At 66.1% G+C, this 25769-nt stretch carries 23 protein-coding genes; 10 read left to right on the forward strand and 13 right to left on the reverse strand.

Features of this window, described 5'->3' with window-relative positions:
• The first annotated feature begins 53 nt into the window (after positions 1 to 53).
• From BN1133_RS03330 to BN1133_RS03340, 3 genes are all read left to right on the forward strand, one after another.
• Complete coding sequence (locus tag BN1133_RS03330) at positions 54 to 302, forward strand: DUF3297 family protein (RefSeq protein ID WP_005346163.1); 249 nt, start codon at positions 54 to 56, stop codon at positions 300 to 302.
• Between the two features lie 222 nt (positions 303 to 524).
• Complete coding sequence (locus BN1133_RS03335; RefSeq protein WP_050665136.1) at positions 525 to 947, forward strand: InvB/SpaK family type III secretion system chaperone; 423 nt, start codon at positions 525 to 527, stop codon at positions 945 to 947.
• Between the two features lie 3 nt (positions 948 to 950).
• Positions 951 to 1961, forward strand: coding sequence for a hypothetical protein (locus BN1133_RS03340; protein WP_050665137.1), 1011 nt, complete (start codon positions 951 to 953; stop codon positions 1959 to 1961).
• A 149-nt stretch (positions 1962 to 2110) separates the two neighbouring features.
• On the opposite strand, the gene BN1133_RS03345 is transcribed toward BN1133_RS03340, so the two are convergent.
• On the reverse strand, positions 2111 to 2536 hold the full coding sequence (locus tag BN1133_RS03345; protein WP_050665138.1) for an Hsp20/alpha crystallin family protein: 426 nt from the start codon (positions 2534 to 2536) through the stop codon (positions 2111 to 2113).
• 191 nt (positions 2537 to 2727) lie between these two features.
• On the opposite strand from BN1133_RS03345, the gene BN1133_RS03350 reads away from it, so the two are divergent.
• The 3 genes from BN1133_RS03350 to BN1133_RS03360 all read left to right on the forward strand — a co-directional run bounded on the left by BN1133_RS03350 (position 2728) and on the right by BN1133_RS03360 (position 6057).
• On the forward strand, positions 2728 to 3195 hold the full coding sequence (locus BN1133_RS03350; protein WP_050665139.1) for a BamJ family beta-barrel-assembly machinery protein: 468 nt from the start codon (positions 2728 to 2730) through the stop codon (positions 3193 to 3195).
• A 206-nt stretch (positions 3196 to 3401) separates the two neighbouring features.
• Positions 3402 to 4799, forward strand: a complete 1398-nt coding sequence (locus tag BN1133_RS03355) for an alpha-amylase family protein (protein WP_050665140.1) — start codon at positions 3402 to 3404, stop codon at positions 4797 to 4799.
• A 124-nt stretch (positions 4800 to 4923) separates the two neighbouring features.
• Positions 4924 to 6057: a M23 family metallopeptidase gene (locus tag BN1133_RS03360; protein ID WP_050665141.1), complete on the forward strand. Its 1134-nt coding sequence runs from the start codon at positions 4924 to 4926 to the stop codon at positions 6055 to 6057.
• Between the two features lie 53 nt (positions 6058 to 6110).
• On the opposite strand, the gene BN1133_RS03365 is transcribed toward BN1133_RS03360, so the two are convergent.
• The 3 genes from BN1133_RS03365 to BN1133_RS03375 form a co-directional block, all read right to left on the reverse strand.
• Positions 6111 to 7565 carry a methyl-accepting chemotaxis protein gene (locus BN1133_RS03365; RefSeq protein WP_050665142.1) on the reverse strand — a complete coding sequence of 485 codons (1455 nt, stop codon included), beginning with the start codon at positions 7563 to 7565 and terminating at the stop codon, positions 6111 to 6113.
• Positions 7566 to 7680: 115 nt separating this feature from the next.
• On the reverse strand, positions 7681 to 9045 hold the full coding sequence (locus BN1133_RS03370) for a glutamine synthetase family protein (protein WP_050665143.1): 1365 nt from the start codon (positions 9043 to 9045) through the stop codon (positions 7681 to 7683).
• Complete coding sequence (locus BN1133_RS03375) at positions 9038 to 10420, reverse strand: aspartate aminotransferase family protein (protein WP_153006693.1); 1383 nt, start codon at positions 10418 to 10420, stop codon at positions 9038 to 9040. Before BN1133_RS03375 ends, BN1133_RS03370 begins: the two co-directional genes overlap by 8 nt.
• A 212-nt stretch (positions 10421 to 10632) precedes the next feature.
• Between BN1133_RS03375 and BN1133_RS03380 the strand changes: the two genes are divergently transcribed.
• Together BN1133_RS03380 and BN1133_RS03385 are read left to right on the forward strand one after the other, a co-directional pair.
• Complete coding sequence (locus tag BN1133_RS03380; RefSeq protein ID WP_050665145.1) at positions 10633 to 12048, forward strand: SLC13 family permease; 1416 nt, start codon at positions 10633 to 10635, stop codon at positions 12046 to 12048.
• A 77-nt stretch (positions 12049 to 12125) separates the two neighbouring features.
• Positions 12126 to 12821, forward strand: a complete 696-nt coding sequence (locus tag BN1133_RS03385) for a lytic transglycosylase domain-containing protein (RefSeq protein ID WP_050665146.1) — start codon at positions 12126 to 12128, stop codon at positions 12819 to 12821.
• Between the two features lie 52 nt (positions 12822 to 12873).
• Here BN1133_RS03385 and aqpZ read toward each other — a convergent pair whose 3' ends face one another.
• The 5 genes from aqpZ to BN1133_RS03410 all read right to left on the reverse strand — a co-directional run bounded on the left by aqpZ (position 12874) and on the right by BN1133_RS03410 (position 18346).
• On the reverse strand, positions 12874 to 13560 hold the full coding sequence (aqpZ, locus tag BN1133_RS03390) for an aquaporin Z (protein ID WP_050665147.1): 687 nt from the start codon (positions 13558 to 13560) through the stop codon (positions 12874 to 12876).
• 208 nt (positions 13561 to 13768) lie between these two features.
• The gene (gene ruvC / locus BN1133_RS03395; RefSeq protein WP_050665148.1) at positions 13769 to 14290 is read right to left on the reverse strand and encodes a crossover junction endodeoxyribonuclease RuvC; all 522 of its coding nucleotides are present in this window, start codon (positions 14288 to 14290) and stop codon (positions 13769 to 13771) included.
• A gap of 63 nt (positions 14291 to 14353) precedes the next feature.
• Positions 14354 to 15508, reverse strand: coding sequence for a CaiB/BaiF CoA transferase family protein (locus BN1133_RS03400; RefSeq protein ID WP_050665149.1), 1155 nt, complete (start codon positions 15506 to 15508; stop codon positions 14354 to 14356).
• Complete coding sequence (locus BN1133_RS03405; RefSeq protein ID WP_050665150.1) at positions 15508 to 16683, reverse strand: acyl-CoA dehydrogenase; 1176 nt, start codon at positions 16681 to 16683, stop codon at positions 15508 to 15510. Before BN1133_RS03405 ends, BN1133_RS03400 begins: the two co-directional genes overlap by 1 nt.
• Before the next feature lie 82 nt (positions 16684 to 16765).
• Entirely contained in the window at positions 16766 to 18346 is a 1581-nt protein-coding gene (locus BN1133_RS03410) for a sigma-54-dependent Fis family transcriptional regulator (RefSeq protein ID WP_050665151.1), read from the reverse strand.
• A gap of 239 nt (positions 18347 to 18585) precedes the next feature.
• Here BN1133_RS03410 and exaC point away from each other — a divergent pair, with 239 nt between their 5' ends.
• Positions 18586 to 20103 carry an acetaldehyde dehydrogenase ExaC gene (exaC, locus tag BN1133_RS03415; protein ID WP_050665152.1) on the forward strand — a complete coding sequence of 506 codons (1518 nt, stop codon included), beginning with the start codon at positions 18586 to 18588 and terminating at the stop codon, positions 20101 to 20103.
• A gap of 41 nt (positions 20104 to 20144) precedes the next feature.
• On the opposite strand, the gene BN1133_RS03420 is transcribed toward exaC, so the two are convergent.
• Positions 20145 to 20939, reverse strand: a complete 795-nt coding sequence (locus tag BN1133_RS03420; protein ID WP_050665153.1) for an AraC family transcriptional regulator — start codon at positions 20937 to 20939, stop codon at positions 20145 to 20147.
• Positions 20940 to 21034: 95 nt separating this feature from the next.
• Between BN1133_RS03420 and BN1133_RS03425 the strand changes: the two genes are divergently transcribed.
• The gene (locus BN1133_RS03425) at positions 21035 to 21916 is read left to right on the forward strand and encodes a DMT family transporter (protein WP_050665154.1); all 882 of its coding nucleotides are present in this window, start codon (positions 21035 to 21037) and stop codon (positions 21914 to 21916) included.
• Between the two features lie 28 nt (positions 21917 to 21944).
• Here the strand turns inward: BN1133_RS03425 and BN1133_RS03430 are convergent, their stop codons facing one another.
• The 3 genes from BN1133_RS03430 to maeA are packed head-to-tail and all read right to left on the reverse strand — an operon-like array spanning position 21945 to position 25767.
• The gene (locus BN1133_RS03430) at positions 21945 to 22631 is read right to left on the reverse strand and encodes a response regulator (protein ID WP_050665155.1); all 687 of its coding nucleotides are present in this window, start codon (positions 22629 to 22631) and stop codon (positions 21945 to 21947) included.
• A gap of 3 nt (positions 22632 to 22634) precedes the next feature.
• The gene (locus tag BN1133_RS03435) at positions 22635 to 24200 is read right to left on the reverse strand and encodes an ATP-binding protein (protein ID WP_050665230.1); all 1566 of its coding nucleotides are present in this window, start codon (positions 24198 to 24200) and stop codon (positions 22635 to 22637) included.
• 16 nt (positions 24201 to 24216) lie between these two features.
• Entirely contained in the window at positions 24217 to 25767 is a 1551-nt protein-coding gene (maeA, locus tag BN1133_RS03440) for an oxaloacetate-decarboxylating malate dehydrogenase (protein WP_050665156.1), read from the reverse strand.
• Positions 25768 to 25769 lie beyond the last annotated feature (2 nt).

Here is a 25769-nt window from a genome sequence, read left to right on the forward strand (position 1 = left end):
AGGCGATGGCCATCGCCTACAATGGCGCCCTTTATCGAGAGCAGGTGATGACCATGAGCGACACCCAAACCAAACCGGCCCTGCCGGATCGTCTGGCGGCCAATCCGCGCAGCCCCCACTATGTGGCCGAGTGCTTCGAGCACGAGATCGGCATTCGCCTCAACGGCAAGGAGCACAGCACGGTCGAGGAGTACTGCATCAGCGAAGGCTGGGTGAAGATCCCCTCCCCCAAGGCCAAGGATCGCTATGGCAACCCCATGCTGATCACCCTCAAGGGCACCGTCGAGGCCTATTACCGCTAAGGCGCTCGCCCCCCGCGATGACAAGAGACCGGCTCTGCGCCGGTCTCTTGCTTTTGGGCCAAGCGGGCTGTCACTGTCTCCTGACGTCAATTTCACGCCCCGTTTCACCGGCATGTGTTCATACCCAAGGATGATATTCCAAAAAAAACGACCAATAACGATAGCTCGGTTCCTCGTTCATTTGCACCATATGAGCCATCCCCAACGAGTGGAGCTGCTCATATGAACGATCTCTCTCCTACCCTCTTGCAAGAACAAATAGGCAATATGCTGACAGGCCTCGGGCTACCTCTCGATACCCTGCATACCCTCGAAGCAGAGCGCACGCTCGCTCTTCAACTGGAGGGGTTGCCTGACCTGATGCTTTCACTGGTCGATGGGGAGCTCTGGTTCTGGAGTCTGTTGCAAAAACTGAGCACCAACAAATTGATGGACTATGCCCCCGCCGCACTGACCCAGCTCATCATACCAGTGGAGGGAATACAGGGAGGTCAATTGACCCTGGGAGAGGGTGAAGAAGGGTATGAATTGAAGGGGATGATCAATCCTCGCTGGCTGGAAACAGAATATGGATTGCTTATTACGGCGCAGGGATTTATCCGCCTGCTCGCCGCGTTTTGCCACGCAACCGGAACAGGAGATTGATCCATGCCACCTATCAACGGCGTCACCACAACGGCCTCGCACTCCATCGCCACTCATGGTGTAGACACAGGAGCAACAACTCGTATTGGCCAGGCCACATCCGCCAATGTCAGCTTTCATGAGGGTCCTAATACCCATCAGAAACAAGGCGTGTTATATGCACCCTTTGCAGCACCAGACATAGTGGAGATGGCAATAGGCAAGAATATGATTCGTGCCCAACAAGGCAAACCTCTCTACCCATTGATCTGCCGGAACGAGCAGGACAAGGCCACACTGGAGCAATTGAGAACAACCTTGCTCAACACTCGGAAAGAAGACTACGAGGTGATGACCTCGGGCCTCAACGATTACATAAACCAAATGGCCAAATATGGTTTCACCGAAGAAGAAGCCCGTCAGAATTTCCCCTCGGGAGGTCCGGAACGCTTCGACAGACTACAAAATAACATCAGTAAGCTCCCCCCTATGATTGATGCCCTCACAAATTTAACGATAAAGGGCAGTGATGACCTAAAATTACTCCCCCCAAACCAACATAAACTCTATGTAGTTGGGCATGGCGGGGCAGGAATGGACATTCTGGCCGCAGACGAAGCCTGCCAGCAAGGAATGGTCACCGCCAAAGAAGTTGCCCATCAGCTGGCCGAAGGGGGGCTCGACAAGCGCTTTACCGATATTCGTGTGACCGCCTGCTGGAGCGCAGATACCTGTGCGCCGACTTCGTTTCAAAAATCGGCTCTTGATCGCGCTTCCCAACCGAAAACTCAACAAAGTGGCTTCCTTGGCCTATTTGGATTTGGCAAAAAGGAGGTTGTGGCCGAGCCATTTGCCCAGACCTTGAGCAATGCGATGAAGCGGGAGGGTTTCGAGCAGCCACGAGTGAGCGGTTATCACGGTATTGGTATGACCTTCTCAAGTTTTTTAGGTGAGCACCATCTACGTCGTCTGCCCGACAGTCAGGAGAGCGACGCTCGCGCCTCCACTGTACGTCAATTCTTCATCCCCGTCTGATCTTGAGGGTGCCCCATGCCCCGCGATGACAAGAGACCGGCTCTGCGCCGGTCTCTGGCTTTTGGGCGCACACAAGAACAAGCCCCCGGTCGGGGGCTTGGTGACGGAGGGCAGGCCTCTCTACCTTGCTCGCACGCCCGAACGGGCGCCTACTCGATAGGGATGCGCTGGCCACTCTGGGGGTTGCTCTGCTTGGGCAGGCTCAGGGTGAGCAGGCCGTTGTCAAAGCGGGCATTGACGCCGTCGAGTGTGACATCCATCGGCAACTCGAAGCTGCGAGCCACACTGCCGTAGTAGCGTTCGCTGCGCAGCAGGCGCTCTTCCTGCTCCTGGCTGTCGTGCTGACGCACCTCGGCACGAATGGTGACGACGCGCCCCTGGATGTCGAGGTGGATATCCTCCTTGCGCACACCGGGCAGCTCGGCCAGAACGGTATAGAGCGAGTCGGACTCCTTGACGTCCAGCTTCACCTGAGCCGGCAGCGGGTCCCCGTGCAGGGGCTTGACGGTAAACCCGGAGGCCAGGTCCCGAAAGAGATCGTCAAACAGGCTGGCACGGGACGGTAACAGGCTCATGGCTTCCTCCTTCTCTCGTTAGACACCCACCTTGAAGTCTAAAAAGCCCGCTCCCGGCTGCAAGACGATCTGCCACTCCCCTGATCCGGATCAACTTTCCCGCCCCGGGGGAGCCGACCCCTCCATCTGGCCGTGATGGCCCGCTTCGGGCTAAGATGGCCGCCGTTGCCCACCCTCAAGGAGTCTGACCGATGAAAATCTTGTTGCTGGTTGCCGTGCTCGGCCTGGCCTTCTACTTCTTCACCAGCCAGCAGGCGCGCAAGCAGGCGGCCGAGCATAGTCGCCAGGGCGAAGCCTTCCTGGCCGAGAACAAGGGCAAGGAGGGAGTGCAGAGCACCGCCTCCGGGCTCCAGTACCTGATCCTGAGTGAGGGGAGCGGCGCCGAGCGTCCCGGCCCCACCAGCCGGGTCAAGGTGCACTACGAGGGGAGTCTGCTCGATGGCACCGTCTTCGACAGCTCCTACGCTCGCGGCGAACCCATCACATTTGGTCTCAATCAGGTGATCGCCGGCTGGACCGAGGGGCTGCAGCTGATGCACCCGGGGGAGAAGATGCGGCTCTTCATTCCCGCCCACCTGGGTTATGGCAACCGCTCCGCCGGCAAGATCCCGCCCGGCTCCACCCTGATCTTCGACGTGGAGCTGCTCGCCATCGAGTGAGTCTGGCCCGCGAGACGCTAGTAACACATTAATCAATAGTGTTTTGAATCCGTTTTCATGATCCCCTTCACAGAGCGTCGAAGGGGGTCATGAGGCTGGTCACAAAACCGTCACGCCCCGCTTGTTGCCCTCCCGCTTGCCCCGTCACTCTCTTCGTCAGCCTTCAGGGCGCTCCCGCCCTCGAGGCGCACACGGAGAACAAAATAATGAAACACACAGCGGGCTTTCTGGTGGCAGCATCCTTGCTGACCGCCCCTCTGGCGCAGGCGGATGTCATCCTCCACGCCTTCAACTGGAAATACGCCGACATCACGGCCCAGGCCGACGCCATCAAGGCGGCGGGCTACAAGATGGTGCTGGTCTCCCCTCCCCTCAAGTCCTCGGGCAACGAGTGGTGGGCACGCTATCAGCCCCAGGATCTGCGGCTCATCGACAACCCTCTTGGCAACAAGCAGGCGATCGAGCAGCTGATCACCGCCATGTCGGCGCGCGGCATCGCCGTCTACGCCGATGTGGTGCTCAACCACATGGCCAACGAGACCTGGAAGCGTCCGGATCTTAACTACCCGGGCCAGGAGCTGCTTGGCCAGTACGCCGCCAACCCCACCTATTTCGAGCGCCAGAAGCTGTTTGGGGATCTCGGCCAGAACTTCCTCTCGGGCGGTGACTTCCACCCCGAGGGGTGCATCAGCAACTGGAACGATCCCTACAATGTGCAGTTCTGGCGCCTGTGTGGCGGGGCCGGCGATCGGGGCCTGCCGGATCTCGATCCCAACAACTGGGTGGTGAGCCAGCAGCAGGCCTACCTCAAGGCCCTCAAGCAGATGGGCTTCAAGGGCTTTCGCATCGATGCGGTCAAGCACATGAGTCCCTATCAGATAGGCGCCATCTTCACCGGCGAGATCACCTCGGGGATGCACGTCTTCGGCGAGGTGATCACCTCGGGCGGCGCCGGTGCCGGGGACTACGAGACCTTCCTGCGCCCCTATCTCGACGCGACCAACCACGGGGCCTATGACTTCCCCCTGTTTGCCTCGATCCGCTCGGCCTTCTCCTATGGCGGCAGCATGAACCAGCTCGCCGATCCGGGGGCCTATGGCCAGGCCCTGCCGGGCAGCCGCGCCGTCACCTTTGCCATCACCCACGACATCCCCACCAACGATGGCTTCCGCTACCAGATCCTGGGTCAGCAGGACGAGAAGCTGGCCTACGCCTATCTGCTCGGCCGCGACGGAGGCACCCCCATGGTCTACTCCGACCACGGGGAGACCAAAGACAAGGACGGGCTGCGCTGGCAGGACTACTGGAAGCGCACCGACCTCAAGGGCATGATCCGCTTCCACAATGCGGTGCAGGGGCAACCCCAGCAGCTGATCGGCAGTGGCGATTGCTTCGTGCTCTTCAAACGGGGCAAGGCGGGCCTGGTCGGCATCAACAAGTGCGACAGCGAGCAGGAGTACTGGCTCGACACCGGCAAGTTCGAGATGAACTGGAACCGCAACTACCGGGACGTGCTGGACGCCAGCGCCGTGGTCAACGTTCAGAGCCAGTGGGTGCGCCTCGCCATCCCGCCCCGCTCGGCGCGGATGTGGCTGCAGGAGTAACCTGACAGATCCGGCAGGCCACCCCGCCCCGAGGTGGCCTGCTCTTCGTAAGAGGCTATGGTAAGGTGTCGCCTGGCACCTTGTGCCTGTCGTGGCGATCCGGTTCATCTTCAAGGAGAGCACCATGCCCGGATCCCTTGTGTTACTGCTCGGCGCCTCACTCGCCGTCACCGATCTGCACACCCCCCTGCCCGCCCATCACTTCACCACCACCGAGCGCGTCGCCGCGCTGGCCGATGTCACCGCGCCGGACGAGCAGCTGTTCGTCTACGGGGAGGCGGCCCTGGCCTTCGACCTCGAGGGCTACCTGAGACGCGAGGCCCCCCATTTGCTGCCCAAACTCGAGACCCTCAGTCACTGGGCCGGCGCCACCAGCATCAACCCCCAGCTGCTGCTGGCCCTGATGGAGCAGCGCAGCCAACTGCTGAGCCAGCCCACGGCACGCGCCGTCGAGCAGCCCTTCGGCATGGCGGTCCGCGAGCGCGGCTTTACCTCCCAGCTCGCCGCCATGGCGCGTACCCTCTCCGAGCGCTTCTACCAGGCGCGGGAGCTGGCCAAGCGCCGGCCCAGGGGGGTGACGCGCCCGATCGCCCCCACCGCCCTGGCCCTGCAGACCCTGCCGGGCACAGGCCACCGCCCTCTGGCCGAGGTGTACGAGCAGCTGTTCGGGCGCGGCAGCTTCCGCAGTGCGGCACACCCGGCCGCGGCCCCGCTCCCCCTGCTCGCCGGCCTGTTCCAGCTGCCCTGGCGTCAGGGTTACCGCTGGAAGGTGAACGGCGCCCACGCCCACTCGGGCTCGGGCTTTCCGCTCTCCTCTATCGATGTCTCCTATGACTGGCCGGGCTGGGGCAGCCCCACCTACACGGTGGCGGCGGCCAACAGCGGCACCGTCACCGTCTTCTCCCGCTGCCAGGTGCGGGTGACTCATTCAAGCGGCTGGGCCAGCAACTACTACCACATGGCCGACATAGCCGTGCGCAGCGGCGACTATGTGGAGGCCAACACCCGCCTTGGCACCTACGCCGGCAACCGCAGCCAGGCCCTCTGCGAGGGGGGCAGCTCGACCGGCCCGCACCTGCACTTCTCCCTGCTCTACAACGGGGTGTTTCGCTCCTTGCAGGGGATGACGCTGGGGGGCTATCGCGTCAATGCCGGCCACTACAGCTATGACAATCACTGCAGCCGCTTCTGGCTCGACGATCTGGTGGCCGGCCAGCGCCGCTGCGCCTGGCAGCCCCTCAACAACCACGGCCTGTAGAGGGCAACGAAAAGACCCGCCGCGGCGGGTCTTGTTATGTTGAGTCTGGCCTGTCAGGCGGTGCCGGCCACCACCTGACTCAGCTCGCGGGAGAGGTGCTCCAGCCCGGCGGTGAGCTGGGCCAGCTCGGCCTCCCGCTCGCGCATCTGCCCCGAGGTGGAGGCGGTCTCGCGGGCCACATCGGCCACCTGTACCCCGGCGGCGGCCACCTGGGCCAGGCTGGCATCCTGACTCGCCATCAGGGACTCGAGTCGCCCCACGTCCTGGGCCACCACCCCGATCCGCTCCAGGATCTGCCCGATCAGGGCACCCGATTCGCCGATGATGGCCTGCCCCTCGCTCACCGCCTGGTGGCTGCGCCCGAGCAGGGCCCGGATCTCATTGGCCGCCTGCTGACTGCGGGCCGAGAGCTCGCGCACCTCCTGGGCCACCACCGCAAAGCCGCGTCCGTGATCCCCGGCCCGGGCCGCCTCGATGGCGGCGTTGAGGGCCAGCAGATTGGTCTGATCGGCGATCCCGGTGATGATGCCGGTCATGGCGGCGATCTCGTCGTGGCTGGTCAGGATCCGGTTCATGGCCCGCTCGCTGCGACCGAGGGCATCGGCCCCCTGCTCGGCCAGGGTGCTCGCCTGGCGTGTGCGCACGGCCACCTCGCCCACGAAGCGATTGGCCGCACCAAGATCCGCCCCCATGCGCTCGAGCTGACTCTGGATCTGATCGCTCGCATCCACCTGCTGGGAGGCCCCCTGATGCAGGCAGGTGACAGAATCGGCCAGTGCCCGCGAGGTGTGGCCCAGGGCCGCCGCCGAGCTCACCAGGCGCCCCGCCCCCTCCTCGGCGCGGCTCACCACGGCCCCCAACTGCTCGCGGCCACGGGTGGCGAGTTGGGCTATCCGCTCGCTCTCGCCCAGGGCCTGGCTCGCCTCGGCCAGGGCCCGGTCCCGCTGGCGCACCGTGAAGAACTGGGCACAGGCACAGAGCAGCAGGGGTAAGAGGGCACCGGACCAGGTCTCCACCGCCATGGCCCGCTCGGGCAGCACGAGCCGGGGCACCGGATAACCGCTGCGGTTGAGGGCCACCATCAGGGCGGCGCAGCCCACCAGCAGAACGCTCCACCCCAAGGCACCGAGGCGCCCCTGCAGCAGGAAGCTCACCTGGATGAGCAGCGGGATCCAGTAGAGTTGGGAAGAGTGCGGCACGCCCCCCGACTGCCAGATGATGTTGAGGGCATGCAAAGACATGGCGCCCATGGCCAGCGCGCCGGCCAGTTGCTCCCCGAGCCCGAGCCGGCCGCACAGGCCCGAGGCCAGGGCGCCCCCCATCAGCAGCAGGGAGGTGAGGGCCAACTCGTCGTGGCCATGGTGGCTCCACTTGATGAGGCTGTAGAGGCCGACCAGAAAGGCGATAAAGCCGAAAAAGAGGCGCGTCTCCTGTTGGCGCTGGGCGGCCCTGTCCAACCGGGCCGACGTCGCAAACAGGCGCAGCCATCCCGTCCATGGGTTAAGCATGACTCTCTCCTGAGTGTGGGTGGGGCACTGTCGCCGGGTGGCGACAAGTGATCTGACCAGTTGATGTTACATAAAGGTTATGCAAAGAAAAAGAGCGCCTTGCGGCGCCCTCTTCCTAAACCGTGTCCCGATACCAGCGCCAGTCCTGCTCCCCCACCTCGGCAAAGAAGCGGCGCTGCTCCGCCTCCTTGATGGCGAGCCACACCCCCATGAAGTCGGCGCCAAACACCCTCTCCAGCCAGGGGCTGGCGCGGGCCGCCGCCAGCGCCCCCTGCCAGTGCGGGGCCGGGCTTGCCCCCCGCAGATAGCCGTTCCCCACCACGGGGGCGCCGGGGTCACACTGCTCATCGATACCGCGCAGCAGCCCGGCCAACACGCAGGTGGCCACCAGATAGGGGTTGGCATCGGCGCCGCTGATGCGGTGCTCCAGGTGCCGGCTCTCGGGCGGCCCACCCGGGATGCGCAGGGATACGGTGCGGTTGTTGACCCCCCAGGTGGGAGCCAGGGGCGCATAGCTGTGGGCCTGAAAGCGACGATAGGAGTTGGCGTGGGGGCAGAAGAAGAGCAGCGACTCGGCCAGGGTCTCGAGCAGGCCGCCTATCCCGGCTCGCAGCAGAGGCGAGCCATGAGGATCCTCGGCGGCGAAGCGGTTGTGGCCTTGCGCATCCGCCAGGCTCACGTGCAGGTGCAGGCCGCTGCCCGCCAGGTGACCAAACGGCTTGGCCATGAAGCAGGCCTGCATGCCATAGGTCTCGGCCAGCCCCTTTACCAGACGCTTGTAGCGAACCCCCTGATCGAGGGCGAGCAGGGCCGGACCGTGCTCCAGGGTGATCTCGACCTGCCCCGGGGCATACTCGGAGATGGCGGTGCGGGCCGGCAACCCCTGCAGGCGGCAGGCGGCGTAGAGATCGGCCAGAAACGGCTCGAGCAGGGCCAGCTCGCGCACCCCGTAGACCTGGGGCTCCCGTGGGCGACGCCCATCCCCGAGGCGGGCCGGCTGAGGGCGGCCGAAGGGGTCATCCTCCCGATCCAGCAGGTAGAACTCCAGCTCCACCGCCATCACGGGATAAAGGTCGCGCGCCGCCAGGGTGTCGATGACCCGGGTGAGGGCGTGACGGGGATCGGCCAGGGCCGCCGGCAGCCCGGCCACCGGATCCAGGCTGAGCTGCAACGCCCCGGTGGGCACCCGCCGCCATGGCAGCAGGGTGAGCGACCCCGCCACCGGGCGGGCCAGGCAGTCCATGTCCGCCACGTCCCACACCAGGCCGGTCTCGTCCACGTCCTCCCCGTTGACCGTGAGCGCCAGTATGCTCGAGGGAAGCGGCCGGCCATGGTGATAGAGGGGCAACAGCTCCTCCCGGCGCAGCAGCTTGCCGCGGCTGATCCCGGCCAGATCGATGAGGTAGATCTCGAACGCCTCCACCTCCGGGTGGGCGGCGAGGAAGGCCTCGGCCTCCTCCAGGGTTCCCCAATCACCCATCGAGTCCATCCCCGGCCAGCAGCTCGGCGATGGCCTCGTCCAGGGTGGCGAGCAGCCTATCCACCTGCTCGCTGCGGGTCTCCGGGCAGCAGAGCATCATGTTGTGGAACGGGGTGATGAGGATGCCGCGGTTGATGAGATAGAGGTGCAGCGCCCGCTGCAGGGGATCGTCGAAGGCGGCCTCCGCCTCGGCACCGCTGCGCGGCGGCAGCGGGCAGAACTGAAACTCGCAACGGGCCCCCAGCTCGGTGACCGACCAGGGCAGGGCGTGATGCTCGATGAGGCGGCGCAGCCCCTCGGCCAGACGGCGCGCCTCGTGCAGCATGTGGGCATAGGCGGCCTGGGTCATGACCCGCCCCAGGTTGGCCCGCATGGCATGCATCACCATGGCGTTGGCAGACAAGGTGGTGCCCATGCCGCTGTGACCGTGCCCGGTCGGCGAGGCGGCCCGCTCCCGCGCCGCCGCCATGCCGCTGGCCACCTCTTGGGTGAAGCCGAACACGGCGCAGGGGAGGCCGCCGGCGATCGCCTTGCCCAGGGTGAGCAGGTCCGGCTCCAGACTCCAGGCCCGGGTACAGCCCCCCGGATGGGTCGAGAGGGTGTGGGTCTCGTCGATGATGAGCAGGGTGCCATGACGCCGGGTGAGTTCACGCAGGCGTGGATGAAAACCGGAATCTGGCAACACCATGCCGATGTTGGTCATGGCCGGCTCGCACAAGACGGCGGCCACATCCCCGGGCGCCAGGGCCGCCTCGAGGGCCGCCGGATCGTTGAAGGGGACGACGCGACTGGCGAGGGCCGGATCCGCCCCCATGCCGATGAGGCCGGGACGTGCCACCGTCTCCCCATCCCGCAGCCGCACCAGGGTCTCCTCCACGGTGCCGTGGTAGCAGCCGTCGAACAGGATCACCACCGAGCGCCCGGTGATGGCGCGGGCCCAGCGCAGGGCGTAGCGGTTGGCATCGGTGGCGCTGGCACTGACCTGCCAGAGGGGCAGGCCGAAGCGCTCGGCCAACAGCTCGCCGCAGACCACCGCATCCTCCCCCGGCAGCATGGTCGTGAGCCCCAGGTAGGCCTGACGGGCTATCGCCTCGGCCACCGGCAGCGGCGAGTGGCCAAACATGCTGCCGGTGTCGCCGAGGCAAAAGTCCACATAGTCGTGGCCGTCTGCGTCGGTAAAGTGCGCCCCCTGGGCCTGACTGACAAAGAGCGGCACCGGGGTCGACCAGTCGCTCATCCAGTGCATGGGGACACCGCCAAACAGGCTCTCCCGAGCCCGGCTGGCCAGGGCCACCGACCTGGGATTGGCGGCGAGAAAACGGGTCTCTTCGCGGGCCATCAGACGGGCCACGGCGGCGGGTGTGATGGGGTTCATGCTCGCTCCTTGGGTCATGAGGGTCCCATTGAGTGTGATTTTCCCCCTGCGGAGCCGTCAATCAAGCCGCTCGAGATTTGTTCAAGCCACAGGGCACTTCACAAAAATCGGGGCAAGCCGTTATCCCCGTCGCATTTTGGGGGAGCAATCGACCCCCAAGCGTCTGTTTTATGGAATGATTCCCCTATTACTACCTCTAAAGTGGAGTCAACATGTCCCGCTTGCTCAAGCTGTGGCTGCCCCTGGTGCTCTTTCTCTTCCTGATGGTGATCCCGACCCACTGGATCCCCCTGCCCGGTCTCACCCTCATCGAACAGCGGGTGATCGCCCTGTTCGTGCTGGCGGCCCTGTGCTGGATCCTCGAGCCCATCCCCATCTACGCGACCTCGCTGCTCATCATAGTGCTCGAGCTGCTGCTGCTCTCGGACAAGGGGATCTGGCTCTTCACCGCCGGCAAGGGGAGCGAGGGGTTCGGTAACCTGCTCCCCTACACGGACGTGATGGCCACCTTCGCCTCCCCGGTCATCATGCTGTTTCTCGGCGGTTTCTTCCTTGCCATCGCCGCCACCAAGTACCGCCTCGACATCAACCTGGCACGGGTGCTGCTGCGCCCCTTCGGCTCCAACCCCAGGGTGGTGATGCTGGGGCTGATGCTGATCACCGCCATCTTCTCCATGTTTATGAGCAACACGGCCACCACCGCCATGATGCTCTCCATCCTGGCCCCGGTGCTGGCCCTCTTCCCGGATCAGGACCCGGCCAAGACCGGTATGGTGCTGGCCATTCCGGTGGCCGCCAACCTGGGGGGGATCGGCACCCCCATCGGTACCCCGCCCAACGCCGTGGCCCTCAAATACCTGACCGGCGAGCACGCCATCAGCTTCGGCCAGTGGATGGGGTTTGCCGTGCCCTTCGTGGCCATCCTGCTGCTGCTCGCCTGGTTTCTGCTCGGACGCCTCTTCCCGAGCCGCCTCGAGCGGGTCGAGCTCAAGCTGGAGGGACGCTTCCTGCAGGGGCTCAAGCCCTGGACTGTCTACCTCACCTTCATCGTCACCATACTGCTCTGGCTGCTCGGCGGCATGCACGGCATGAACTCCTATGTGGTGGCCATGATCCCGGTGGCGGTCTTCGTCTGTACCGGCATCATCACCAAGGACGATCTGCACAAGATCTCCCTCGACGTGCTCTGGCTGGTGTCGGGCGGTATCGCCCTCGGGCTGGCCCTCGAGGAGAGCGGCCTGGCCGAGCGGCTCATCACCCATATCCCGTTCCACGAGTACTCCACCCTGGCGGTGCTGGTCGGAGCCTGCCTGCTGGCCCTGCTGATGGCCAACTTCATGTCCAACACGGCCACCGCCAACCTGTTGCTGCCGCTGGTGGCGGCACTCGCCGCCGGCATGCCGGAGCTGGCCGAATGGGGCGGCGCCCATACTCTGATCCTGGCGGTGACCCTGTCGGTGTCGCTTGGCATGTCGCTCCCCATCAGCACCCCGCCCAACGCCCTGGCCCATGCCACCGGTCTGGTACAGAGCAAGCAGATGGCCGTCATCGGCGTGGTGATGGGGGTGGTGGGCACCCTGCTGGCCATGGTCTGGATCTACCAGATCGCCGCCCTGGGCTGGATCTAGCCGGCGGGCGGTGGACTGGATTTCACCGCCCATATGCCCGATGCTGAAGGGGGTCAAGGATGAAAGGAGTCATCGTCTTGCTTGCTCGCCTGCTTCCCCTGTTTTGGTGCTCCCTGGCCCTGGCCGGGAGCCCGCAACCGGCCGAGGTGACCTTTATCACCACGGAGAGTTCTATCACGGCCAAGGCCCCCGAGCCCGGCGAAAAGACGCAGATCCAGGTCTACAAATATGAGCAGCCCAACGGGGTGGTGAGCTATTCGGATCGCTCCCCCCTGGAGGGAAAATACGAGGTGCTGGTGTTTGAACACTGCTTCGCCTGTGACCCCGCCTCCCCCATCGACTGGCACCACACCGGCCTCTATGTGCAGGACTACGCCGCCACCATCCAGGCCGCCGCCCGGGCCTACCGGGTCGAGCCGGCCCTGATCCGCGCCCTGATCCACGCCGAGTCTGCCTTCAACCCCATGGCGGTATCGCGCAAGGGGGCCATGGGGCTCACCCAGCTGATGCCGGGCACGGCGCGCGATCTCGGGGTGGGAGATGCCTTCCTCGCCGAGCAGAACATCTTCGGCGGAGTCAAATACCTCTCTGGCTTGCTGCGCCAGTACAATGGCGATATGCGACTGGCGACCGCCGCCTACAACGCAGGGCCGGGCGCCGTCGATCGCCACAAGGGGGTCCCCCCCTACGCCGAGACCCGCGCCTATGTCGAGCGCATCGCCCTGCTCTACCAGCGCTATCGGGACGCCCTCGGCAGCCGCAACCACCTGTAAAAAACGCACCCCGAGGGGTGCGTCTTACGGAGATACACGTTTAAGAGAGGGCTTAATCCTTGCTGGCCACGGCGCGATAGGCCAGGGCACCGATGATCCCGCCGACAATGGGGGCAACCCAGAACAACCACAGCTGGCTTACCGCCCAGTCACCCACAAACAGGGCCACGCCGGTGCTGCGTGCCGGGTTGACCGAGGTGTTGGTCACCGGGATCGAGATGAGGTGGATCAGGGTCAGGCACAGGCCAATGGCGATCGGTGCGAAGCCGGCCGGGGCACGCTCGTCGGTGGCCCCCATGATGACAAACAGGAAGAAGGCGGTCATCACCACCTCGCACACCAGGGCTGCGGTCAGGCTGTAGCCACCCGGAGAGTGCTCACCATAACCGTTGGAGGCAAAGCCCGCCGCCACGTCGAAGCCGGCCTGGCCACTGGCGATAACGTAGAGTACGCCGCCGGCCAGCACGCCGCCGATCACCTGGGCGGCGATATAGGGCAGTACCTTGGAAGCCGGGAAGCGGCCACCGGCGAAGAGGCCGACGGTAACGGCCGGGTTGAGGTGACAACCGGAGATGTGCCCGATGGCATAGGCCATGGTCAGCACGGTGAGGCCGAAGGCGAGGGCGACCCCGAGCAGGCCGATCCCCACATCGGGAAAGGCAGCCGCCAGCACGGCACTGCCACAACCCCCCAGCACCAGCCAGAAGGTCCCCATCAATTCCGCAGCATACGATTTCATTGTGTTCTCCTCATCTGTTGTGAGCCGGCCTGCGGGGCCGACACCGGGCGCATTATGTAAATCAGGCGCCATTTGGCTAGTCTGCGCTCGCGAGATGACAATTGTGATTAAAGTCACAACTCAATGATTAACAATCATATTTTTCCAAGAGAACAAAAAAGAGCCTCTCGGCTCTTCTCTGATCACACGACAGTTTTTGACAAAAAACTCAACGGTAGCGACCTCCCGTGGCTCCCCTGACCCGACCGGCCATGCGGATCAGGCTCTGGCGGGTGTGCAGGTGGCACAGGGCGATGGCCAGCGCGTCGGCAGCATCCGCCTGGGGAGTGCCCGGCAGCTTGAGCAGGTGCTTGACCATGTGTTGCACCTGGCTCTTGTCGGCCCCCCCCGTGCCCACCACCGCCTGCTTGATCTGGGTCGGCGAATACTCGCTCACCGGCAGGCCGGCATTGACCGCCGCCACGATGGCGCTGCCGCGGGCCTGGCCGAGCTTGAGGGCCGAGTCGGCGTTGCGGGCCATGAAGACCCGCTCGATGGCAAACTCGGCCGGCGCGAACTGGGTGATGATCTCGCTCACCCCGTCGTAGACCTGCTTGAGACGGCTCGGCAACTCACCCAGATCGGTGCGAATGCAGCCCGATCCCAGGTACTCCGCCTTGCCGCCCACCACCCGGATCACCCCATACCCCGTGATCCGCGACCCCGGATCGATTCCCAAAATAACGCTCATCGACTCACATAGATTGAACTGCAATGGGCGCCACCATAGCAGAGTTGGCCCACCTTGGCGCGCTCAGCCTTGCCCCAGCCAATCACGCAGCACCGCCTCCCGGTCCCCATCCAGGGCCGGCGAGGCGCGCCCGTAGCATACCGGGGTGGCCGACAGATGGAGCGGGTTGGCCAGGGTGGGCAAGGATTGTTCGCCGCGCTGCACCTGCTGCACCCAGCCGCGTACCGCCCCCTGCTCGAGGGCAAACAGGGCATCCAGGGTGAGGATGGGGCCACCCGGCACCCCGACCGCCTCCAGCATGGCACTCCACTCGGCGCTGCCGCGCGCCAGCAACCGCTCGGCAATCAGGGCGTTGAGCCGGTGACGCTGGCGCACCCGGGCGGCGTTAGTGGCAAAGTCCGGGTCCGTCGCCCACCCGGGTTCCCCCAACAGGGCCGCCAGGGCGGCAAACTGGCCGTCGTTACCCACCGCCAGGATGAGATGGCCATCACTGGTGGGATAGACGTCGTAGGGGACGATATTGGGGTGGCCGTTGCCAAGGCGCCCGGGCGCCCGACCGGTGGCGAGATAGTTCATCGCCTGGTTGGCCAGCACCGCCACCGACACGTCGAGCAGGGCCAGATCGATCTGCTGCCCCTCCCCGGTCCGCTCCCGGTGACGCAGGGCCGCCTGGATGCCGATGGTGGCGTAGAGGCCGGTGAGGATGTCGACGAGCGCCACCCCCACCTTGACCGGCCCGCCGCCGGGCACCCCATCGGGTTGACCCGTGATGCTCATCAGCCCCCCCAGCCCCTGGATCAGCAGATCGTAACCGGGTCGCCGGGCCCAGGGCCCGTCCTGGCCAAAGCCGGTGATGGAGCAGTAGATGAGCTCTGGGCGGCGGGCCTTGAGGCTCGGGTAATCGAGGCCAAAGCGTGCCAGCCCCCCTACCTTGAAGTTCTCGATCACCACGTCGGCCCGGTCCACCAGGGCCAGCAGGGTGTCTCTGTCGCGCGCCAGATCCAGGGCGATGGAGCGCTTGCCCCGGTTGGTCGCGTGAAAGTAGGCCGCCTCCCCCGCCACCAGCTCGGGGGGCCCCCAGTGGCGGGTGTCATCACCGCGCCCCGGGGCCTCCACCTTGACCACGTCGGCGCCGAGATCGGCGAGCAGCTGGCTGGCCCAGGGGCCGGCCAGCACGCGGCTGAGATCCAGCACCCGCACTCCGGCAAGGGGCCCCATCACTCGAACGCCTGCAGACCGGTCTGGGCGCGCCCGAGGATCAGGGCGTGAATGTCGTGGGTCCCCTCGTAGGTGTTGACCGCCTCCAGATTCATCAGGTGGCGGATGACGTGGAACTCGTCGCTGATGCCGTTGCCCCCGTGCATGTCGCGGGCGACGCGGGCTATCTCCAGCGCCTTGCCGCAGCCGCTGCGCTTGATAAGCGACACCAGCTCCACCGGGCAGCGCCCCTCGTCCATCAGGCGCCCGGCGCGCAGGCAGCCCTGCAGGCCGAGGGCAATCTCGGTCTGCATGTTGGCGAGCTTGAGCTGAAACAGCTGGGTGGCGGCCAGCGGGCGGCCGAACTGCTGGCGATCCAGCCCGTACTGGCGGGCGGCGTGCCAACAGAACTCGGCGGCACCGAGCGCCCCCCAGGCGATGCCGTAGCGCGCCTTGTTCAGACAGCCGAACGGCCCCTTGAGGCCGCTCACCCCGGCCAGCCGGTTGGCCTCCGGCACCAAGACCCGATCCATCACGATTTCACCTGTGATGGAGGCGCGCAGGGAGAACTTGCCCTCGATCTTGGGGGCCGAGAGCCCGGCCATCCCTTTCTCCAGCACGAAGCCGGTGATTTCGCCCTCCAGCTTGGCCCACACCACGAAGAGATCGGCGATGGGGGAGTTGGTGATCCACATCTTGTTGCCGGTGAGCAGATAGCCGCCCTCGACCCGCTCGGCGCGGCTCTTCATAGAGCCGGGATCGGAACCTGCATCCGGCTCGGTGAGGCCAAAGCAGCCCACCAGCTCGCCCCGGGCCAGTCCCGGCAGCCAGCGCTGACGCTGGGCCTCGTCCCCATAGGCGTGGATCGGGTGCATCACCAAGGAGGATTGCACGCTCATGGCCGAGCGGTAGCCGCTGTCGACCCGCTCCACCTCCCGGGCAATAAGGCCGTAGGCCACATGGTTGACCCCGGCGCAGCCATACTGCTCCGGCAGGGTGGCGCCGAGCAGCCCCAGCTCGCCAAACTCGTTCATGATGGTGCGGTCAAACTGCTCGCGACGGTTGGCCTCCAGCACCCTTGGCATCAGCCGCTCCTGACAGTAGTCGCGGGCTGCGTCGCGGATGAGCCGCTCCTCGTCGCTCAGCTGGTCGTCGAGAAAGAAGGGATCTTGCCAATCGAAGGGGGTACGGGCCATGGGGCGCTCCTTGCCGGGGGAAAAAGAGGTGATGAAATAACCACGCCTCCATTCTACCGGGCCCCCTTTATGAAACAATCCCTTAACACTTGAGCAGGCGATAGAGGGTGGAGCGGCTGATGGCAAGGCGTCTTGCCGCCTCGCTCAGGTTGCCTCCGCAGGCGGCCAGTGTCGCCTCGGCCTGGCTGCGCCGCCCCTCGGCCAGGGTGAGAGCCGGGCGTTCCCGGGTCACTGGCAAGGTGAGGTGACAGGGGGCAATCTGGGCCGCCCCGTCGGCCAGCACACAGGCCACCTCCAGCACCTGCTTGAGCTGGCGCACGTTGCCTGGCAAGGGATGAGCCAGCAGCTGCGCCTCGGCATCCGGCGCGAGCCCCATCCCCGGCTCCATCTCGGCCAGCAGGCGCCCTATCAGCTCACGCCGGGCCGGCACAGACCACTCCCGCAAGGGAGGGATCCTGTGGTGCCAGCCACAGAGGCGGTAGTAGAGATCCTCGCGAAACTGGCCACTCGCCACCATCTCCTTGAGACCGCGGTGACTCGCCGAGACCAGCCAGAAGTCCACCGGCTCGGGACGGGTGCCGCCGACCGGGGTGACGGCGCGCTCCTGCAATACCCGCAGCAGCCGGGTCTGGGCCGACAGCGGCAGCTCGCCGATCTCGTCGAGCATCAGGATGCCGCCGTGGGCGGCGCGCAGGTAACCCTGGCTCCCCTGGCTGCGGGCACCACTGAAGGCCCCACCCAGATAGCCAAAGAGTTCGGCCTCCACCAGATCCGCCGGCAGGGCACCACAGTTGACGCACACCAGGGGGCCGACGGCGCGCGCCGAGGTGCGGTGCAGTTCGCGCACCAGATGCTCCTTGCCGCTGCCGGTCTCCCCCTCGATCAGCAAGGGGATGCCACGGGCCAGCATGCGTTGTGCCACCCGTTCGGGGGCGGCCCGGCCGGCACCGGCCGGGCGGGCCTGGGCCTGCTCCAGGGGATGACACTCGAGCCAGCGCCGCCCCGCCCGGTTGGCACCGAGCAGCTCCCCATCCTCCCCCAGCAGCAGGCGCGCCGACCAGGGGCTCTGGGGCTCGAGATCGAGCAGCCGTCCGGGTCGTCCCGCCAGCAGGGCGTTCTCCAGTGTCATGGCGAGCAGGCGCACGGTACCGAGCATGTCGTGGCCATGGCCCCCCGCCTCGGAGGAGAGATCGAGCACCCCGACCGTGTTGCCATCCGGCCCGAGCAGGGGAATGGCACTGCAACCGAGGAAGCGGTGGCGCTCGAAGAAGTGTTCGCCCCCCAGCACCTGCACCTCGCCCCCCTCGCACAGGGCGGTACCGATGGCGTTGGTCCCCTTGCTCGCCTCCCCCCAGCAGGCGCCCGGTTGCAGAAAGACCCGCTCGGCCTGGCGCTCAAACAGCGGGCTGCCGCCCGCATCGAGGATAGCCCCCTGGGTGTCGCACAGGAGCAGCCGGCAGGGACGCCCGGCCTGGAGCTGCTCGAACAGGGGCAAGACGTAGCGGCGAAAACAGTCGACCAGGTCACGCCCCCCTTCGAGACGGGCCGAGAGCTCGCCGCGCGCCAGCAGATCGAGCTCGGCCTCGTTCCCCGGTTGCAGGCCCATCTCCCGGCAACGCAACCAGGAGCGGCGAATGGGATCGGACGGGGCGGGGTAACTCATGGGGCCTCCTTGCGACTGTAGCGAAACGAGACAGGGCCGTGCGACAGGTGTCGCACCCCGATACAGGGCGCGGGCAGCAGAGCCCCGCACATCTGCCACACCATACGCCGGTGCCCTCCATTTTGTTACGTTTTTTTAACTTTTCATCCGGGTGTCGCGCCCCTGGCACACCCCTTGCGTTGGCAGCCCTCACCCGCAGCGCGGGCCACACACGGACTGAATACACAAGGAGACACACCATGATCTATGCCGCTCCCGGTCAAACCGGCTCCCTCGTCAGCTTCAAATCCCGTTACGACAACTTCATCGGTGGTGACTGGGTGGCGCCGCGCGCCGGCCGCTATTTCGAGAACGTCTCGCCGGTCGATGGCCGCGTCTTCTGCGAGGTGGCCCGCTCCGACGCCGCCGACATCGAGCTGGCGCTGGATGCGGCCCACAAGGCGTTCGCCAGCTGGAGCAAGACCAGCGTCACCGAGCGCAGCAACCTGCTGCTGCGCATCGCCGATCGCATCGAGCAAAACATAGAGCGGCTCGCCATCGCCGAGACCTGGGAGAACGGCAAGGCGGTGCGCGAGACCCTGGCCGCCGACCTGCCCCTGGTGGTGGATCACTTCCGCTACTTCGCCGGCTGCATCCGCGCCCAGGAGGGTTCGGCCGCCGAACTGGATCAGAACACCGTCAGCTACCACTTCAAGGAGCCCATCGGGGTGGTCGGCCAGATCATTCCCTGGAACTTCCCGCTGCTGATGGCGGCCTGGAAGCTGGCCCCGGTGCTGGCGGCCGGCTGCTGCAGCGTGCTCAAGCCCGCCGAGCAGACCCCGGTCACCATCATGCTGATGATGGATCTCATCAAGGACATACTGCCCCCCGGCGTGGTCAATGTGGTCAACGGCTTCGGCGCCGAGGCGGGCCAGGCGCTCGCCACCAGCGACCGGATCCAGAAGCTGGCGTTTACCGGCTCCACCGAGGTGGGGGCCCACATCCTGCGCTGCGCCGCCGACAGGCTCATTCCCTCTACCGTGGAGCTGGGTGGCAAGTCCCCCAACATCTACTTCGCCGACGTGATGGACCACGAGAGCAACTACATCGACAAGGCGGTGGAAGGGATGCTGATGACCTTCTTCAACCAGGGCGAGGTGTGCACCTGCCCCTCCCGTGCCCTGGTGCATGAGAAGATCTACGACGACTTCATGGACAGGGTGCTGGCCCGCGCCCGCACCATAGTCCAGGGCAACCCCCTCGACACCACTACCCAGGTGGGCGCCCAGGCGTCCCGCGAGCAGTTCGACAAGATCCTGAGCTACATGGAGATCGGCCGCGGCGAAGGGGCCAAGATGCTGCTGGGCGGCGGTGCGGCCACAGTGAGCGGGCTGGAGGGAGGCTTCTACATCCAGCCCACCATCTTCTTTGGTCAGAACAGGATGCGGGTGTTCCAGGAGGAGATCTTCGGCCCGGCCCTCGGGGTCACCACCTTCAAGGACGAGGCGGATGCCCTGGCCATTGCCAACGACACCCGGTACGGCCTGGGGGCAGGCCTGTGGACCCGCGACAGCAACCTGGCCTGGCGCATGGGGCGCGGCATCCAGGCCGGCCGGGTCTGGGTCAACTGCTACCACGCCTACCCGGCCCACGCGGCCTTCGGCGGCTACAAGAAGTCGGGGATCGGCCGCGAGACCCACAAGATGATGCTGGACCACTACCAGAACACCAAGAACCTGCTGGTGAGCCACGACATCAACCCCCTCGGCTTCTTCTAAGGCGGTGGTGAATGCACGAGGGCGCCCCGGGGCGCCCTCTCTTATGCCCGCTCGCCGCCGAGCTGCTGGCGGTAGCGCTGGGGGGCGCAGCCCTGCTCGCGCTGGAACATGGCGATAAAGGCCGAGGTGGAGGTGTAACCGAGGCGCCAGGCGATCTCCTGCACCGGCATGTCGCCACGCAGCCAGGCCAGGGCCTTGACCATGCGCAGCCGGGTGCGCCACTGCCCCAGGCTCATGCCGAGCTCCTTCTGGCAGCGCCGTGCCAGGGTGCGCTCCGTGGTATGCAACGACGTGGCCCACTCGGCCAGGGTGCGGTTGTCCTCCGGCGCCGCCTGCAGGGCCGCCAGCAAGGGGGCGAGCAGGCGATCGCGGCTCATGGGCAGGTAGCTCGGCTGACAGCGGGTGCGCGCCAGCTTCTCGATGAAGAGCTCGGCCTGACGCCTGTCCCACTCCTCCCGGGTGTGGCCGACCCGGCGCTGGGTGAAGTCGTCGAGCAGGGCGCGCAGCAATGGGGTGAGGGAAAGCAGCACAGGCTCCCCCGGCAGGCACCTGGCCAGCTCGTGGCTCACGTAGATGGAGGTGTAGTCCAGGGTCTGCTCGTTATAGGCGGAGTGAGGCACATCCGCCGGCACCCAGATGAGGTAATCGGGCGGGGCCACCAGCCGCTCTCCGGCCACCTCCACCACCATGATGCCGAGGCTGATGAGGCTGAGCTGGCCCCAGGGATGAGCGTGCTCGGCGCAGGCGTTGCCCCCCTGGATCTGGCTGTAGCGAAAGTAGAGGGGCTGAGGGGGAGTGAGCTGGCGATCCTGCTCGGCCAGGGTGAGGGTCCCCATAAGAATGTCCCAAAGCGGTTATTGGATGTCTTATTTACGCTACTTGTTTCATAAAAGACAAGACTAGACTCCCTCTGTTCCATCGAGGAGTCCCTATGTCTCAACTCTTTCCCCTGCTCGCCGTCCTCATCTGGGCGGCCAATACGGTGGTCTCCAAGGCCGCGGCAGGCCTTATCGATCCGGCCGCCATCTCGTTTTATCGCTGGGTGGTCGCCGCCCTGGCGCTCTCCCCCTTCTGTCTGCCGCTCTTGTGGCGCCGCCGTGGAGAGCTGCGCCCCTGGCTCGGCAAGCTGCTGATCCTGGCGGCCCTTGGCATGGTGCTCTACCAGTGCATCGCCTACTACGCGGCGCACCAGACCTCAGCCACCAACATGGGGGTGATCGGCTCCCTCATTCCCCTGCTGACCGTGGTGCTGGGCGCCCTCTTCTTCGGCCATCGCCCCGGCCACCGGGCCGTGGTGGGCGTGCTCGTCTCCCTGTTCGGGGTGCTCTGGCTGCTCGGTCAGGGACAGCCTCTGGCCCTGCTGCACGCCGGCATCAACCCGGGGGACGGGCTCATGCTGCTCGGCACCACCAGCTACGCCCTCTATGGCCTCTTGCTGCGCCGCTGGCAGCCCCCCTTCGGCCCCTGGCTCAACCTCTACCTGCAGGTGCTGCTGGCGGTGCTGCTGCTGGTTCCGGTGGCGGCCAGCGCCGACTCTCTGGTCATCCCGCAAGATGCCATGGGCCTGGTGCTGTTCGCCGGCATCGCCTCCTCCCTGTTTGCCGCCTACTGCTGGATGCGGGGGCTGGCTACCCTGGGTCCGGAGCGCACCGCCATCTTCATGAACCTGATGCCCCTGTGCACGGCCCTGATGGCCACCCTGAGCCTGGGTGAGCCGGTGCACGGCTACCACCTGCTGGGCGGGGGACTCATCTTGAGCGGCGTCGTCTTGAGCCAGTACCGGCCGCGCCGGCCCCGGCTTGCCACCTCATGAAAAACGGGAGCCGATGGCTCCCGCTTGCTTACAGATCCTTGCGCCAGCGATAGCGCCGCTCGGGGCGGCCACGCTGACCATAGTTGAGCTCCACCTCCAGCCGGTCCTCCGACTCCAGGTACTCCAGGTAGCGGCGTGCCGTGGTGCGGCTTAAAGAGAGGCGCAGGGAGACGGTATCCGTGGTGAAGGTGTGATCCGGCTCACCGGCCAGCAGGTCGAGCACCTGGCGCAAGGTGATGGCGTCGATCCCCTTGGGGGTGTCGCGGCTCTCTCGCGGGCGCCCCTTGCCGAGCAGACGGTCGAGATCCCCCTGATCCAGGTGGCGGCGCTCGGCCAGCCGGCGGCACAGCGCCTGCACCTCGGCCAGGCTCTGCTGGATGCGCGACAGGCGCAGGGGCTTGATGATGTAATCCTGCACCCCCAGATTGAGGGCGCGCTGGATGCTGGCCACATCGCTGGCGGCGGTGACCATGATCACCTGGCTGTCGATGCCCCGGGCGCGCAGGCTGGCGACCCACTCCAGACCCGAGCCATCGGGCAGGGAGACATCCACCAGCAGCAGCTGGATCGGGGTGGCGTTGAGCATCTGCTCTGCCTCGGCCAGGGTCTCGGCCCTGCCCAGCAGGCTAAAACCGGGGCGATTGGCGACGAGTTCGGCCAGGATGGCGGCGATGCGCGGATCATCTTCGATGATGAGGCTGGTTATTGACTCCATGTCTTACACTAGTTGTTCTTTATCGAGATAAATGCCGAACAGTGTGGTTCGGGCAGCGGTGCGCCGCCATTCTATCACACCCCCGTGACGCTCGGCCGTCTCCTTGACCAGAAACAGCCCCACCCCGTGATCGCCACTCTGACGGCTCACTCCGTATTCGAACAGGTGATCGGCGAGCGCCTCATCGACCCCGGCGCCGCTGTCTTCGACCTCGATCACCAGACGCCGCCCCTGATCGTCGAGCGAGAGCAGCACCCTGGGCGTGACCCGCTCCCGGTTGGCCCGGGCGGCGCGAATGCCGTTGTCGAGCAGGTTGCCGATGAGGGTGATGAGATCCGCCGACACCGAGACCGGGTACTCCTCCAGATGGGAGTCGGGGTCGAGCTCGAGGCGCACCCCCAGCTCCCGGGCCCGGCTGAACTTGCCGAGGATAAGGCCGGCCACCGGCTTGTCCTGCACGGCGCGCAGCAGATCCCCGAGCAGCACCTGGCACTCGTCGTTCTCACGCTGGATAAGCTCCACCGCCTGGCTCACGTGGCCCAGTTGCAAGAGTCCGGAGAGGCTGCTCAGCTTGTTGGCAAACTCGTGGGTCTGCATGCGCAGCAGCTCCGCATACTGGCGCAGGTGGGTCACCTGGGAGGCGAGGCTGCCGGCCGCCTCGGGGCGGCTGAAGATAAGCAGGCGGGCCCCACCGTGGCCTATCTGTTGCAGCCGGCCGACGAAGCTCTCCCCGTGCACCTGAAACTGGATCTCCCCTTCCGCCCGGCTCAGGCTCGCCGCCAGACAGGGCACCAGGGGGGCCAGGGGTTGCCCCACCAAGGACTGGCGCCCCGGTCCCGGCAGGCGCAACTGGTAGAAGGCGGCGCTGTTGAGCATGCTCACCCGTCCCTCTCGGTCGATGGCGATGATCCCCTCCTGAATGCTCTCGAGCACCAGCTCCTGCTCCACGAAGCGCCGCGCTATGGTCTCGGGCTCCAGATCGAGCAGGGTACGCTTCAGGCGCCGCTGGATCCCGAGTGCCAACAAGAGCCCGGCCCCCAGCAGGGAGAGGATGGCCCCCACCACCAGGGAGAGGCGCTCCATATAGACCGCCTCCACCCGCTTCATCAGATAGCCCACCACCACGGTGCCGATGGGGCGACCGTCGGCACCGAGCACAGGGGAGAAGCAGCGAATGGCCGGCCCCAGGGTGCCCACGTCCCGCGAGCAGTAACTCTGACGGCCGTGCAGGGCATACCAGATATCCTCCCCGCGAAAACGTCCTCCTACCAGCGCCGGGTTGGGGTGGCTCAGGCGAATGGCGTGGCGATCGGTCACCACCATGTAGGCCGCATCGGTGCGGGCGCTGAGCCCCTCTATGTAGTCGCGCAGGGTGGCATCCTGCCCCCGTTGCAGGGCCACCACCACCCGCTCGTCACCGGCCAGTATGCGGGCCAGCTCGCTCCCCTTCTCCTCCAGGTTATTCTCGACCAGATGACGGATGAAGAGGGCCAGCAGGGTCCCCAGCACCAGGAGCAGCAGCAGGGAGACCGACAGGGAGAGAAGCAGAACCTGATGGCGCAGTTTCATGGGATGCCCTTGCATGTCAGCGAAGTGCCCAATAATGGGGGCGCCACCAGGCCCGGTCAATGAGGGGGGCCGGATCCCCGTCAAACTCGGCCAGCCCCTCGGCGCGGGCCGCCAGGGCCACGGCGCTCGCCACGGCGCGGGCTACCTCGCCCACCTGCTCGATGGGGGGCAGCAGCCGACCCGCCTCCAGGGGATAAGCCCCCACCGCCTCCACGGCCGCCAGCAACATGCCGTCGCTGATGCGCCGCGCCTTCACCGCGGTGGCACCAAGGCCGATGCCGGGGAAGACGTAGACGTTGTTGCACTGGGAGACACTGCGCAGGCTCTCTCCCACCGGTACCGGGGCAAAGGGGCTGCCGGTGGCGATCAGGGCGCGCTCGCCGCTCGCCTCCCACACCTGCTGCGGGGTCGCCTCGGCGCTGCGGGTGGGGTTGGAGAGTGGCAGGATCACCGGCCGCTCGTTCACCGCCCCCATCGCCTCGAGCACGGCGCGGGTGAAGAGCCCCCCCTGACCGCTCACCCCGATGAGCACACCGGGGCGCAGGCGCTGGATCACCGCCGCCAGATCGCCACTGGCCTCTTCCGGGGGGCGGACGAAGGGGCGTTGGCCCGGGGTCAGCTCGGCTCTGTCGCGGCTCACCACTCCCTCCTGATCGAACAGCCAGATGGTGTCACTGCCACCGGCCAGTTGCGCCAACATGGCGGCGATGCCGCAACCGGCGGCGCCGGCGCCCACGATCAGCACAGGGGTACCGGCCAGGGCCCGTCCCGCCTGGCGCAGGCCCGCCAGCACACAGGCCGAGGTGACGGCCGCCGTGCCCTGGATATCGTCGTTGAACATGCACAGCTCATCCCGGTAGCGGGCCAGCAGGTTGGCGGCGTGCTTGCCGGCAAAGTCTTCGAACTGCAACACCACCTGGGGCCAGCGGCGGCGAATGGCGGCCACCACCTTGTCCATGAAGTGGTAGTAGGTCTCCCCGTCGATGCGCGGCGCCTGCCAGCCGAGGTAGGAGTCATCTTCCAAAAGCTCGGGGTTATTGGTGCCCACATCGACGCACAGGGGCAGGGTGCGGGCCGGGTCTATGCCGCCGGCGGCGCTGTAGAGGGCCAGCTTGCCGATGCAGATCCCCATGCCGCCGATGCCAAGATCGCCAAGCCCCAGCACCCGCTCCCCGTCGGAGATGACGATGACATCCACCTCCTGCTCCACCGAGTCGAAGATGGCATCGAGCTCGTCCCGGTCGTGCCAGGAGAGGTAGAGGCCGTGGCTGCGCAGGTAGAGATCGCTGTGACGCTGGCACGCCTCCCCCACCACGGGGGTGTAGATGATGGGCAAGAGCTCCGGCAGGTGGTGGCGCACCAGGTCGTAGAAGAGCACAGGATTGTCCTCCTGCAGCTGACGCAGCAGCAGATGCTGGTCAAACGGGCTCTGCATGGCCTGCACCAACCGGTGAATACGGCGGCGCTGCTGGGCCAGGGACTCCTCTTTATGGGGCATGCGTCCCATCAGGCCGAGGCGACGACGCTCGGCATAGGGCAGGCTGGTGCCCATCAGGGTGTCGTTCATGT

The sequence above is a fragment of the Aeromonas schubertii genome (assembly GCF_000820105.1).
In the GTDB taxonomy this organism is placed as follows: Bacteria; Pseudomonadota; Gammaproteobacteria; order Enterobacterales; family Aeromonadaceae; genus Aeromonas; species Aeromonas schubertii.